Origin of the sequence: Clostridium sp., from assembly GCF_047777555.1 — a bacterium.
Classification (GTDB): Bacteria; Bacillota; Clostridia; order Clostridiales; family Clostridiaceae; genus Clostridium_H.
The window spans coordinates 33,156-46,904 of the sequence record NZ_JBKEEV010000005.1 but is presented as its reverse complement, the minus strand read 5'-3'; the positions used below and the strand labels follow the sequence as shown (position 1 = coordinate 46,904).

The 13,749-nt window shown below is 31.5% G+C and carries 15 protein-coding genes and 2 tRNA genes; 14 read left to right on the top strand and 3 right to left on the bottom strand.

Features of this window, described 5'->3' with window-relative positions:
* Positions 1-43: 43 nt before the first annotated feature.
* Positions 44-208 carry a hypothetical protein gene (locus tag ACFWTK_RS09390; protein ID WP_415875758.1) on the bottom strand — a complete coding sequence of 55 codons (165 nt, stop codon included), beginning with the start codon at positions 206-208 and terminating at the stop codon, positions 44-46.
* A 163-nt stretch (positions 209-371) separates the two neighbouring features.
* Here ACFWTK_RS09390 and ACFWTK_RS09385 point away from each other — a divergent pair, with 163 nt between their 5' ends.
* Positions 372-725 (top strand): hypothetical protein, encoded by a 354-nt coding sequence (locus tag ACFWTK_RS09385; RefSeq protein WP_415875757.1) that lies wholly within the window; start codon positions 372-374, stop codon positions 723-725.
* A 403-nt stretch (positions 726-1,128) separates the two neighbouring features.
* On the opposite strand, the gene ACFWTK_RS09380 is transcribed toward ACFWTK_RS09385, so the two are convergent.
* Entirely contained in the window at positions 1,129-2,052 is a 924-nt protein-coding gene (locus tag ACFWTK_RS09380) for a S66 peptidase family protein (protein WP_415875756.1), read from the bottom strand.
* A gap of 134 nt (positions 2,053-2,186) precedes the next feature.
* Between ACFWTK_RS09380 and ACFWTK_RS09375 the strand changes: the two genes are divergently transcribed.
* The 7 genes from ACFWTK_RS09375 to ACFWTK_RS09345 all read left to right on the top strand — a co-directional run bounded on the left by ACFWTK_RS09375 (position 2,187) and on the right by ACFWTK_RS09345 (position 7,801).
* Complete coding sequence (locus tag ACFWTK_RS09375; protein WP_415875755.1) at positions 2,187-2,390, top strand: hypothetical protein; 204 nt, start codon at positions 2,187-2,189, stop codon at positions 2,388-2,390.
* Between the two features lie 61 nt (positions 2,391-2,451).
* Positions 2,452-2,778 carry a hypothetical protein gene (locus tag ACFWTK_RS09370; RefSeq protein ID WP_415875754.1) on the top strand — a complete coding sequence of 109 codons (327 nt, stop codon included), beginning with the start codon at positions 2,452-2,454 and terminating at the stop codon, positions 2,776-2,778.
* A gap of 440 nt (positions 2,779-3,218) precedes the next feature.
* Positions 3,219-4,397 carry an ABC transporter substrate-binding protein gene (locus ACFWTK_RS09365; protein WP_415875753.1) on the top strand — a complete coding sequence of 393 codons (1,179 nt, stop codon included), beginning with the start codon at positions 3,219-3,221 and terminating at the stop codon, positions 4,395-4,397.
* Positions 4,398-4,496: 99 nt separating this feature from the next.
* Entirely contained in the window at positions 4,497-5,381 is an 885-nt protein-coding gene (locus tag ACFWTK_RS09360) for a branched-chain amino acid ABC transporter permease (protein ID WP_415875752.1), read from the top strand.
* An 11-nt stretch (positions 5,382-5,392) separates the two neighbouring features.
* Positions 5,393-6,334, top strand: a complete 942-nt coding sequence (locus ACFWTK_RS09355; protein ID WP_415875751.1) for a branched-chain amino acid ABC transporter permease — start codon at positions 5,393-5,395, stop codon at positions 6,332-6,334.
* Entirely contained in the window at positions 6,321-7,094 is a 774-nt protein-coding gene (locus ACFWTK_RS09350) for an ABC transporter ATP-binding protein (protein ID WP_415875750.1), read from the top strand. Before ACFWTK_RS09355 ends, ACFWTK_RS09350 begins: the two co-directional genes overlap by 14 nt.
* A gap of 2 nt (positions 7,095-7,096) precedes the next feature.
* Complete coding sequence (locus tag ACFWTK_RS09345; protein WP_415875749.1) at positions 7,097-7,801, top strand: ABC transporter ATP-binding protein; 705 nt, start codon at positions 7,097-7,099, stop codon at positions 7,799-7,801.
* Between the two features lie 104 nt (positions 7,802-7,905).
* Here ACFWTK_RS09345 and ACFWTK_RS09340 read toward each other — a convergent pair.
* Positions 7,906-7,987: transfer RNA gene (locus tag ACFWTK_RS09340), tRNA-Leu, on the bottom strand.
* A gap of 244 nt (positions 7,988-8,231) precedes the next feature.
* Between ACFWTK_RS09340 and polA the strand changes: the two genes are divergently transcribed.
* From polA to ACFWTK_RS09310, 6 genes are all read left to right on the top strand, one after another.
* Complete coding sequence (gene polA / locus ACFWTK_RS09335) at positions 8,232-10,877, top strand: DNA polymerase I (protein ID WP_415875748.1); 2,646 nt, start codon at positions 8,232-8,234, stop codon at positions 10,875-10,877.
* A 41-nt stretch (positions 10,878-10,918) separates the two neighbouring features.
* Positions 10,919-11,545, top strand: a complete 627-nt coding sequence (coaE, locus tag ACFWTK_RS09330) for a dephospho-CoA kinase (RefSeq protein WP_415875747.1) — start codon at positions 10,919-10,921, stop codon at positions 11,543-11,545.
* Positions 11,526-12,128, top strand: a complete 603-nt coding sequence (locus ACFWTK_RS09325; protein WP_415875746.1) for a lytic transglycosylase domain-containing protein — start codon at positions 11,526-11,528, stop codon at positions 12,126-12,128. Before coaE ends, ACFWTK_RS09325 begins: the two co-directional genes overlap by 20 nt.
* Positions 12,129-12,191: 63 nt before the next feature.
* A tRNA-Leu gene (locus tag ACFWTK_RS09320) sits at positions 12,192-12,276 on the top strand.
* Between the two features lie 260 nt (positions 12,277-12,536).
* The gene (locus ACFWTK_RS09315) at positions 12,537-12,971 is read left to right on the top strand and encodes an ACT domain-containing protein (RefSeq protein WP_415875745.1); all 435 of its coding nucleotides are present in this window, start codon (positions 12,537-12,539) and stop codon (positions 12,969-12,971) included.
* Positions 12,972-13,053: 82 nt separating this feature from the next.
* Entirely contained in the window at positions 13,054-13,653 is a 600-nt protein-coding gene (locus tag ACFWTK_RS09310) for a hypothetical protein (protein WP_415875744.1), read from the top strand.
* Positions 13,654-13,749 lie beyond the last annotated feature (96 nt).

Here is a 13,749-nt window from a genome sequence, read left to right as displayed (position 1 = left end):
TTTTCTCCATTTCCATCTTGGTGATTCCACTCCTTCACTGTTTTTATAGGTAATCTGTAGCGGCTTTTATGACTTCAGCATCAGAATCATCAATGGCATCTAGGTCTTGAAGTTCTTGAATTAATTCTTTAACTCTTCCTTTATTTAGTTCAGTTGCAACTATTACAGTAGAAACACTTATTTGCTTAATATCCTTATCTGTATTCATAGTCTATTACCTCCAAATTAAAGTGTATTAAGAATTATTTCCAATAAGCCGATTTTTATAACAAAGTTTGTTAAAAAATAGATTGATAGGAGAAAGTAAAAATACTTTTAAGAAGGCGCAAAGTAATATGGAATACATATAATGGTATCAGGGGTGAGCATTTATGAATATGATGTCCCTGATAATAATAGCTATGATAGGAGAAGCTGTATGGGAAACCCTAAAGATGGTATGGCAAGAAAAGCATAGGTTTAACTTTGATAGAATAGGAACTTTAATTGTTAGTTTAATATTGGCTTTCACAACTGGTGTGGACATGCTTCAATTAGTAGGAATATCAACTAGGATTCCATATATAGGGATAATTTTAACAGGAATACTCCTATCTAGAGGTTCGAATTTTATGCATGATATAGTATCATCTATAAGCAATGTTTGTCAGAGTACAAAATGCAGTATACCGCAAGAACAAGCAAAAAATAACGGACAAGTAATGAATAATGCTAAAAACAGATAAAAGCTAGCTCTAAGGTTTAACTTAGGGCTTTATTGTTATTGTGTTTTAATAGAAATAAATTGTGACAATCTTTAATATTGAACATTCCGTATGAGATTTGCATTTAGGAAAGCTTTACTACGCAAAGAAGCTCTAATATTTCTGGCTTTAAAACCCATAAACCTTCTAAGCTCATTACTGTTCAGACAATAGAAGGTTCTTACGGTGTTTTAAATCCAGAAATAAAGAGTATCTAATGCTTGTTCAACGCTTTCTACAATGCAAATCCCATAAGTGATGTTGAAATATTTAATCAATTAGAACCGTAGGTTTTATTACGTTCATTGCAGCTTGCTAGCAATGGTGGATTATAATTAAGCTCTGCTTAATTATTTTTTTTTAAGAAAATTGCATTACAATTTTTTTATAAGCTAACCGTTGGTTCCATTATAGTAAGTGTGTTATTAAATGTGTCAAGATTTACAACGGCTCCAATAGGTATTGCCATTTTATAGATACCGTGGCCTGTTCTTAAATTTGTCATAAGAGGTTTACCTAAAGGAACAATCACATCATTTATCAAATCTTCATAAGTCCTTCCGTATTGAGGGGAACATTCTGTGCATTCACCCATGAGTATTCCAACACAGTCTCTGAATTTTCCTGCAAGTTTTAAGTGATTTATATATCTATAGATTGTATTAATAGGTTCATGAACATCCTCTAAGAACAGAATCTTATCTTTAGTATCAATCTCATAAGGAGTTCCAAGAGTTCCTACAAGAGATGTTAGATTTCCTCCAACTATAGGAGCAGTTACATTACCCATAACTCTGCTTATAAGCGGAATTCCAGGAGGATTTTCTAATCTTCTTGGAGATATAATGGTGGAAGTAGCTGCAAAAAATTGATTGAAGTTATAAGGTACAGTAGAGTTTGAAAAGTCTATAAGGAGAAGACTGTGAAAAGTAATTAAGTTTGAAAACTGATATAAAGCATTAAGTAAAACAGTAACATCACTGTAGCCTGTAATAATTTTAGGATTTCTATTTATAAGGTTAAAATCAAGATAAGGTAAAATGCCAGCAACTCCAACGCCTCCTCTTGTTGGTATGATAGCTTTTACTCTTGTGTCTAAAAACATGTGCATAAGATCAGAAGCTCTTTCTTCATCACTTCCTGCAAGATATCCAGTATATGAATATACATATCTACCTAGTACCACATTAAAGCCCATACTTCTAAGTGTAGATATTCTGGCGTTAATTATACTAGCATCCAAAGGGCTGCCTAGAGTTACTATTCCGACAGTATCTCCTGCTTTTAAGATAGGAGGTCTTATTGCCAAGGATAATCACCTCTTAAAATGAAATAAATCATATAAATTATTATATGATTTATGTTTTTATTAGGTTAATAAAAACTATAAGAATACGAAACTTTTTATTTTTTTTATCATATATTTACTTAGGAGGTGGGTATATGGATAAAAAAGATTTACAAGAAATCCTACATGAAGAGGTGGGAGAACCCTTAAAAGAGCTTGGCAAATGTTTTAAAAAAGAAAAGAAAAAGACAGATTACATGAGTTTCATAAGATGCGGAGTTTTTTGTGTTTTTATGCTTTATTTATTATATTTGCTGTATAAAACTTCAGCAAGCATAGATATAAATGGATTTTATTAAGTTATTAAACAAAAATTTAATAACTATCACCATAATGGCTATACATGAGGAGGATTAGAAAATGAGTATTTTAAATTTAATAATTATTTCTATGATTGCTGAGGCTGTATGGGAGACATTAAAAATGGTATGGCAAAAAGGAAAATTTAACTTTGATAAGATAGGGGCTTTATTTATCGGACTAATTATAGCTTTAGCAACTCAAATGGACATGCTATCTATGTTAGGTATACCATCACACATACCATATATAGGCATACTCTTAACGGGTATACTGATTTCAAGGGGAGCTAATTTTATGCATGATCTTCTATCAGCAGTTAATAATATTCAACAAAACACTAAAGAAATGCATTATGATAATATAAAAATTTCAAAAAATAATTAATTTTATAAATTATAATTAAGAATTTAAAAAATTTTATGTAAATGTTTTCCCAGCGTTGACATATGTTTGAGTATGTGATACTATCATTAATAATAAATTAACATTTTTTAGATAATTTAAAAAAATAAATAATATTTAAAAATTATGATGAAGACAAAACTGTCGATAAAGTTAACTACAGAGAACTGGATTAGCTGAGAACCAGGTTAACTTAGATAGCAATGATCACTTCGGAATTGTATAATTGAAATAAAGTAGGTTATACCGTGGGGCTGCGTTAAAAAGCTAGGGTTTAATGGAACCTGAAAGAGACTATTTCCGTGTGAAATTGTGAAGTAGAGTGGTACAGTGTAAAAAACACCTCTATATGTTATGAAATACATGTAGAGGTGCTTTTATATAATTTTAAATAGGGACAGTAATAAAAAGGGGGAAATTTTATGAAAAAGAAATTAGCATTGATGCTAACAGCATTACTTGTTACAGGGGCAGTAACAGGATGCGGAAAAAGCACACAAAGTGCATCGAGTAATGGGGGCTCAGAAACCATAAAGATAGGTTTAGATTATGAATTATCTGGACAGGTAGCTACCTATGGTCAAAGCTTGGTTCAAGGTATTGAACTAGCCTTTGAGGAGATAAACAAAACAGGAGGAGTTTTAGGAAAACAGATAGAAGCTGTAAAAGTGGATAATAAATCTGAACCAGCAGAAGCTGCTAATGTTGCATCAAAGCTTGCAACTAGAGATAAGGTTGTAGCTATACTTGGTCCTGCCACATCTGGTAATACAAAGGGAGCGGCTCCAGTAGCTATTCAGAATAAGGTGCCTTTGATTTCTGCATCTGCTACTGCGGATGATGTTACAGTAGATAGTAATGGTAAGGTTAGAGAGTTTATTTTCAAGACCTGTTTTAGTGATTCCTTCCAAGGAGTTATAATGGCTAACTTTGCTTATGAGGATTTAGGAAAGAAAAATGTAGTTTTACTTGTAGACAGCGCTAGTGATTATAGCAAGGGACTTTCTAAAAGCTTTAAAGAAACCTTTGAAAAGTTTGGAGGAAAGGTTTTAAGTGAAGAGGCTTATCAATCAAAAGATACAAACTTTAAAGCCGTACTAACAAATATCAAAGGATTAAATCCAGATGTAATATATTTGCCTGGTTACTATGAAGAAGTTGGGCTAATAATAAAGCAAGCTAGAGAATTAGGAATCAATATTCCTATACTTGGAGGAGATGGCTATGAATCTCCAAAGCTTCTTGAACTAGCTGGAAAGTCTGCGTTAAATGAAGTCTACTTTACAAATCATTATTCTTCAAAAGACACTTCATCAGAAGTTGTAAAATTCCAAAAGGCATTTAAAGATAAATATAATAAAGAACCAGATGCATTTAATGCTCTTGGATATGATTTAGCATATTTTTGTGCAGATGCTTTAAAGAGAGCTGGAGAAGCAGATCCTATGAAGCTTAAAGATGCTCTTGCATCAACTAAAGATTTTAAAGGTGTAACAGGCACAATTACTATAGATGAGAATCACAACCCAATAAAATCAATTACTATACTTCAAATGAAAGATGGAGAACAAACTTTCTTGAAAAAATTAGATGCCAAATAGAAAATAAATCAAAAGAATAGCTATTATTAAAGAGTACAATATGAATTTAAAACAGTATTTGTACTCTTTAATATGATTTTTAATGAGGAAGTGATAAGAATGAGTCAATTTTTACAACAATTAATTAATGGACTTTCTTTAGGAAGTATCTATGCATTGATTGCTTTAGGATATACTATGGTTTACGGAATTATAAATCTTATAAATTTTGCACACGGTGACATATATATGTTAGGAGCTTATATAGGATTTGCAGCTACAACCTTTTTGCATCTCGGTTTTATTCCTGCACTTCTTGTATCTATGCTTTCCTGTGCAATTATAGGCATTGTAGTGGAAAAAGTAGCATATAAGCCTATCAGAAATTCTACTAGGATTGCTGCGCTTATAACTGCTATATCAGTTTCTCTTTTTATAGAATATGGGACTATGTACTTTGTTAATGCTGAAACTAGAACTTTCCCACCAATACTTGAAAATAACAGTATAAAGATGTTTAGTGGTAATGTAGTATTAAACACTATAGATATATATATAATTGTGATAACTGTTATATTGATGCTGCTGCTTCAATATATAATTTATAAAACAAAGGTTGGCAAAGCAATGAGAGCTGTTGCTATGGATAAAGAAGCTGCTCAGTATATGGGGGTAAGCATTGACAGGACTATATCTTTTACCTTTGCAATTGGTTCTGCTCTAGCAGGGGTTGCTGGAGTTTTAATAGGTGTATACTATAACTCTATTAATCCTTTAATGGGCGTAGTTCCTGGACTTAAAGCCTTTGTGGCTGCAGTAATAGGTGGAATAGGAATTATACCTGGAGCAGTTTTTGGAGGATATCTCCTTGGAATGACTGAAACTATGGTAAGTGCATATGGAGGATCATTATATAAAGATGCTGTAGCTTTTGCCATATTGATATTGATACTTTTAGTCAAGCCTAATGGACTTTTAGGCAAAAATGTAAAGGAAAAAGTATAGGAGGAGAGGAAATGAAAATATTAAGTAAAAATAATATAATAACTACTGCTTTAATACTTTTCCTATACTTATTAGGAGAAGTGCTAACAAGGATCGGAATCATAGACTCCTATATTATGCTTAATCTTGTGGTTATAGGCATTAATATAATACTAGCTGTAAGTTTAAATCTTATTACAGGGTTTACAGGACAATTTTCATTAGGACATGCAGCTTTTATGTCTATTGGTGCTTATGCTTCAGCTGTAGCAACTGCAAAATTAGGGTTACCATTCTCTGTCAGTTTATTAATTGGAGCAGCAGTTGCTACTATTGCAGGAATTGTAATAGGAATTCCTACTCTAAGATTAAAAGGAGATTATCTTGCTATAGCGACACTAGGTTTTGGAGAAATTATAAAAATAGTTATTCTTAATAATGAGTATCTAGGTGGAGCCAGCGGATTTAATGATATACCACAGTATACAAATTGGACATGGTTATTTGTTATGGTCGCAGCTACTATTATTATAATAAAAAATTTTGTAGAGTCCAAAAGTGGAAGAGCCTGCATAGCAATTAGAGAAGATGAGATTGCAGCGGAATCTGTAGGAATTAATACTACTTTTTATAAGGTATTAGCTTTTGGAATAGGAGCCTTTTTTGCAGGAATTGCAGGTGCATTATACTCTGGATACTTTTATTTCATAAAACCAGATGCCTTTGGATTTATGAAATCTATAGATATATTAGTTATAGTGGTATTTGGTGGTATGGGAAGTATTATGGGTTCAATTATGGGAGCAGTAGTGCTCTCTATAATATCTCTTCTACTTCAAGGATTTCCGGAGCTTAGAATGGTTATATATTCAGTTATACTTTTCTTAATAATGGTATATAGACCACAGGGACTAATGGGAAATCATAAATTTAAATTATTTAAGAAGGAGAGAATTGAAAATGTCAGTAATTGAGGTAAATAATATTTCCATGTCTTTTGGTGGGGTAAAGGCAGTAAGTGAAGTAAGAATGAAAATAGAGCATGGGGAAATAGTTGGACTTATAGGACCTAATGGTGCAGGAAAGACCACGTTTTTTAATCTGCTTACTGGTATTTATAATCCCACAGAAGGAGAGATAGTATATAAATTTGATGAGGAAGTTCATCCTAGTAAAATAAAACCTTATCAAATAGCTAGTTCTGGCATAGCTAGAACATTTCAAAATATAAGGTTATTTGGTGAAATGACTGTGGAAGAAAATATAAGAGTGGGATTTCACAAAAATATTGAGTATAAGCTATTTTCATCTCTATTTAGAACTTCTTCTTATTATAAGGAAGAAGAGAAAGCCAATAAAAAAGTAAAGGAACTTTTACAGGTTTTTAATCTTTATGATAAAAAAGAAGAACTAGCCAAAAATCTGCCTTATGGTGAACAAAGAAGATTAGAGATAGCAAGAGCACTTGCAGCAGATCCTAAGATTTTACTTCTTGATGAACCAGCAGCAGGAATGAATCCAAATGAAACTAATGAACTTATGAATCTTATAAAATGGATTAGAGACAAGTTTAATATAACTATAATTCTTATAGAACATGATATGTCTCTCGTAATGCCTGTATGCAGCAAAATTTATGTGTTAGATTACGGAAGACTTATTGCAAAAGGAACTCCAGAAGAAATACAAAGTAATCCAGAGGTTATTAGAGCCTATCTTGGAGGTGAAAACTAAAGATGTTAGAGCTTGTTGATGTTAACGTATATTACGGAGCGGTTCACGCTTTAAAAGGGATTAGTTTAAAAGTAAATCAAGGGGAAATTGTTACTTTAATAGGTGCAAATGGAGCTGGAAAGACAACAACACTTAAAACAGTATCTGGGATATTGAAGCCTAAGGTAGGAAAGGTAGTTTTTGAAGGAAATGAACTAAATAAAGTGCATGCAAATAATATGGTTTCACTGGGCATTTCTCATGTACCTGAAGGAAGAAGAGTCTTTGCTAATATGTCTGTTATGGAAAACTTGGAGATGGGAGCTTATTCTAGAAAAGATAAAGCTGAAATCAAAAAGGATTACGAAAAGATATTTGAAATTTTTCCAAGGCTTTTAGAACGTAAGAGTCAGATGGCAGGAACGCTGTCAGGAGGAGAGCAGCAGATGCTTGCTATGGGACGTGCTTTGATGTCAAGACCTAAATTGCTTCTTTTAGATGAACCTTCTATGGGACTTGCACCTTTAATTGTTAGACAGATATTTTCCATAATAGAAGATATAAATAAATCCGGCACTACAGTGCTGCTTGTAGAGCAGAATGCTTCTATGGCTCTAAAGATTGCCCATAGGGCTTATGTAATACAGAATGGACGCGTGGAAATGGAGGGTAGAGCATCGGAACTACTAGAAGATGAAGGCATAAAAAGTGCGTATCTTGGTGCTTAAATTATTAAAGGAATGATTAGTCATGTACCACCAGCTTAGCTGGTGGCTTTTTTTGCTGCTTTATAAAATAAAAAAAGGCTTTGAAGAATTCTTCAAAGCCTTTTTGGTGCCGCTGGCGAGAGTCGAACTCGCACGGTTTCCCGTTCGATTTTGAGTCGAATGCGTCTGCCATTCCGCCACAGCGGCGCATATCACGAAAATTATAATATCATAATAGCAAAATTAAGTCAAGCACCAATCTTCAAAAATTGATAATAATATGTATAACCTTATGATGAATAATTATTAATGAACAAGGGCAAAGATTTTGTTAAATTATACTTAATATTTTACCATTCTTATTGATATAAATAAAGAAAATGAGTAAACTAGTTATAGTAACTATGGAAAAACGGCTGTAATATGTGATGAAATATGGAGGTTTATAAAAATGAAAAAGGAAAGATTATTAATACTTGATGGGCATAGTCTTATGTATAGAGCATTTTTTGCTTTACCTGATCTTACTAATTCTGAAGGTATGCATACAAATGCTATATATGGTTTTATAAAAATGCTTTTAAAAATGAAGGAAGAAATAGAGCCAGATTATATAGTAACCTCCTTTGATAGAAAAGCTCCTACTTTTAGGCATAAGCAGTATGATGAATATAAAGCTGGAAGAGAAAAAATGCCTTCAGAGCTTGGAGAGCAGTTTCCTGTGCTTAAGAAATTGCTAGAAAAGTTAGCTATAAATATATTTGAAATAGATGGTTTTGAGGCAGATGATTTGATTGGTACCTTATCAAGATTTGCAGAAGAGAGAGGCATCGAGGTTTACATTGTAACAGGGGATAGAGATGCTCTTCAACTTGCTACGGATAATGTAAAAGTAGTTATAACTAAAAAAGGAATGAGCGAGAAAGAAATCTATGATAAAAATAGGATGATAGAAGAATACGGAGTTACTCCTACTCAATTTATAGATGTAAAGGGACTTATGGGAGATAAATCTGATAACATACCAGGAGTTCCTGGAATAGGAAGCAAAACAGCTTTTAAACTTATAAAAGAATATGGAAGCATAGAAAACTTACTGCAAAATATAGATAATATAAGTGGTAAGAAGATGAAAGAAAATCTTATAGAGAATAGGGAACAGGCTATTTTTAGTAAAAAGCTTGCAACAATAGTTACAGATGTACCTATTGACATAGATCTAGATGATATAAAATCTAAGGAAACTTATGATGTAGAGGGAGTTAAACAGATTTTTAAAGAATTAGAATTCAAGTCTCTTTTAGAGAAATTGGAAGAGAAAGATAACACGGATTCTAAAGATAAAGAGGGTACAAATGAAAGTGAAGAAATTTCTAAAGTAAATTATGAAGAAATAAAAAGCACAAAAGCATTTTCAGAGTTAATAGAAAATATTAATAATATAGTATATCTTCAATTTGAGTTTATTGATGCTTCCATCTATTCTAAGTCCAAATTTAACAAAATTTATTTAAGCTTCGATGATAAAGTATATATAATCAATATTGAAGAGATGTATAAAGAAAATGAAGAAATGTTATTATCTCTACTAGAAAAACTTTTTCAGGATGAAAATATACAAAAAGTATGCCATGATGCTAAGATGGCTTATGTAGTCTTAAAAAAGAATAAAATAAGTTTAAAAGGGGTAATTTTTGATACAAAAATAGCTGCTTATTTAATAGAACCTTCAAATAAAGATTATATATTAAAAGAAATGATAAAAGATAAGCTTAATATAGATATTAAAGGTGAAGAAGATATTATTAAGGTTAATGAAACCTATTATTTAAAAAATTTATATGAGAAATTAGATGAAGAAATACATAAACTCAATATGGAAAAATTATTATATGATGTAGAACTTCCACTTGTAGAGGTTTTGGCAGCTATGGAGTATGAGGGTTTTAAAGTTGATGGAGAAAAGCTCGTTGAAATAGGAAAGAAATTTAAAAAAGAGATAGAGGCTTTAGAAAAAGAAATCTACTCTCTTGCAGATGAAGAGTTTAATATAAAGTCTCCAAAGCAGCTAGGGAAAATTTTATTTGAAAAGCTGGATTTACCAGTAGTGAAAAAAACAAAAACAGGATATTCCACTAATGCTGAAGTCCTAGAAAAGTTAAAAGATAAACACCCTATAATATCAAAAATTCTAGAGTATAGGCAGATAACCAAGTTAGATTCAACCTATGTAGAAGGATTAAAAAATGTAATAGATGTAGATAATAAGATACATTCTAGTTTTAATCAGACTGTAACTACTACGGGAAGACTATCAAGCACAGAACCAAATCTTCAAAATATACCTATAAAGTATGAAATGGGAAGAGAAATAAGAAAGGTCTTTGTACCAAATAATGAAGAATGTGTTATACTTTCTGCAGACTATTCTCAAATAGAGCTGAGAGTGCTTGCTCATATTGCAGAAGATGAAAAACTTATAGCAGCATTTAAAAATCATAGTGATATTCATACTATGACAGCTTCTGAGGTATTTAAGGTGCCTGTAGATGAAGTAACTCCACTTATGAGGAGTAACGCAAAAGCAGTAAACTTTGGAATAGTGTATGGTATAGGAGCATTTAGCCTTTCTGAAGATATACATGTGTCTAGAAAAGAAGCTCAGGAATTTATAGATACCTATTTTGATAGATATCCTAATATAAAAAAGTATATAGATAATACTATAAAGCAGGCTGAAAAAGATGGATTTGTAACGACGATAATGAATAGAAGAAGGCATATACAGGAAATACAGTCCAAAAACAAGATGGTAAGGGCTCTTGGAGAAAGGCTTGCTATGAATACTCCAATACAAGGAAGTGCAGCAGATATTATAAAGTTAGCTATGGTAAATGTGTATAAAGAACTTAGAGAAAGAAATTTAAAAAGTACTCTCATACTTCAGGTCCATGATGAATTAATATTAAATGTATATAAAGATGAACTTGAAGAAGTAAAAAATCTTGTAGTTGAAAAGATGGAGAATGTTATGAAGCTTTCAGTTCCACTAGAAGCAGATGTGAACATAGGGGAGAGCTGGTACGAAGCTAAGTAGAGGAAGCTTAATGATTATTGAAAAAAGCGGGGGTGGAAATAATGATAAAGGTGGGATTAACTGGAGGCATTGGGAGCGGAAAGAGTACTGTTTCTAATATGCTTAAAGGAAAAAATATACCAGTTATAGATGCAGATATTATATCTAGAGAAGTATTGAGTATTTATCCAGAAATACTACATGAAATTAAGGACACTTTTGGAAGCCAATTTATAGATAGTGAGGGAAAATTAAAAAGGAGGGAACTTGGAAACTACATTTTTAAGAATGATAAATTAAGGCAAAAATTAGAGAATATAATTATACCTTATATAAAGAAAGAGATATTTAAAAGGATAAATGAGTATGCTAAGATGGGAGAGAGTTTGTGTATAGTTGATGCACCGACTTTGATTGAGCATTCTATTCATAAAAATATGGATGTTAATATTTTGGTTTGGGTAAGTGAAGAAATACAAATTTGTAGAGTAAAGAACAGAGATAACCTTGATGAGGAACAAGTTTTAAATAGAATAAAATCTCAGATTCCTCTAAATAAGAAAAAAGATGAAGTTAATTTTATAATAGATAACAGCGGCAGTATAGAACATACAAGAGAACAATTAGAAGATATTTTGAGAAAGATAAAATGCAGTTTAGGGAGGAATAATGAGGAAAAAGAAAAATAGAGCAATTTTTGTGATTATAGTCGTGCTAATGATTTTTATCATTAACTTAAAGCCTATAGGAAGAAAAATATATCCCATAAAATATTATGACTATATAGTTAAATATTCTAAGGAATATGATTTAAATCCATTTTTAGTAGCAGCGGTTATTAAAGTAGAAAGTAATTTCAATAGAAATGCTGTATCTGTGAAAAATGCTCAAGGACTTATGCAATTGACTCCATCTACAGCTAAATGGGCTGCAGAACAGATGAAACTTGACGATTTTAGTGTAGATATGCTTCATGACCCTGAAGTCAATATAAGGATGGGGTGTTGGTATTTGAACAATTTAAAGGAAGAGTTTGGCCCTAATATAGAATTGATATTAGCCGCCTATAATGGTGGAAGAGGTAATGTAAAAAAGTGGCTTAACAATTATGAAAATTCAACAAACGGAGTAGAATTAAATTATATACCTTTTGAAGAAACAGATAAGTATGTAAAAAAAGTACAAGTAAATTATAATTTATACAAATTTCTATATACTCAGGATAATGATTATGTTAGTCTATTAAGACAGATCATTTCAAACTATTTTTAATAAATATATTGACAACGAATGTTATGGTAGTATAATAATATTACAGATTTTAATATTCGTTATGCAGGAGTGGCGGAATAGGCAGACGCGTGCGTTTAAGGGGCGTATACCGAGAGGTGTATGGGTTCAAGTCCCATCTTCTGCACCAAGAAAATCCTTGATTTGAGCGTTTCAAGGATTTTTCTTTTTTTTAAATAAGAAAATCCTTATAAAAAGTATGGTACGTTTGATGAAATATTCAATTTTTAAAATGTGCGGTACCTTTATTTTTTGTGAGAGAAGAAAATTGAAAAGCTAAGATAAATTCTTTACTAACACTATCATCTTGAATTGTATTATTAAAAGATAGTATAATAATGAATTGAGGAGAGATAATAAAAACTAGAGTATTTATTTTTAGGAGGAAAAATGGATAAGTTTTTGATAATAAATACAAAAATTTTATCTGAAGTTTTTGAAAAGGTAGTTCAAGCAAAAGAACTTTTAAGAACAGGAAAATGTAAAGATATAACTGAAGTTGTAAAGGTGGTGGGAATTAGCAGAAGCTCCTACTACAAGTATAAGGATTTTGTATTCTCTATATCAGAGGGAACTCATGTTCAAAAAGCTACCATAGGATTTTTGTTATCTCATAAAGCTGGTACTCTATCTAAAATATTAGATAGAATAGCTCAGGTAAATGGAAATATATTAACAATAAATCAGGATATACCTGTAAACAATGCAGCCAGTGTTACTATAACTTTCGACATATCGAATATGGAAATAGATTTAAATAGCTTTATTGATGAAGTAAAAAATATGAATGATGTGGTTAGAGTTAGGTTAATAGCTATGGAGTAAATTATAGTAAAAAATTGTGCTTAAAATACCACCATATGCATAATTTAATAATGTAGTTATAATTATTATGGAGGGTATGTATATGGATTTTAGCACAGCTGATAGATTAAATAAGGCTAATAAGGCTGAAGAGGAGAAAATAAACTCTAATATGGACATGGATATGGATATGGAGTATGATATGATACCTATGCCTATGTACATGCAAGGCATGGCTCCAGCAATGACCCCACCATGTATGCAGGGAATGATGGGCATGCCTCAAGGAAATCAAGGATTATATCCTATGATGGGTATGATGCCTTATGAAATGCATAATATGATGATGCCTCAGGGAATGATGGGCATGATGTCTCCAAATATGCAAGGTATGATGCCAGAAATGATGTCTCCAAATATGCAGGGCATGATGCCGCAGATGTACGAAGAAAATCTTCACGGTATGAATATGATGGAAATGGAAGATGAAGACTATCGTGATGAAAAAGATGAATTTAATAATTCTGATAACAAAAAAACAAGGGATTATGATGCAGATGATATAAATAAAATACTTATGAAAATTGAAAGATACAATTCGGGGATATTTGCATTGCTAAGAAGATGTGGAATGTCATATCCTATGGCAAAAAGGTATATAAGAAGGATTATAAGACTTACTTTGATGTATTATGAAGATTAATTATTACAATATATTTTAACTTTGAATACAGTGGAAATTTTTATACAATTACACTAAAAATAACTCTTGGATAAATAAAACCAAGAGTTATTTTTT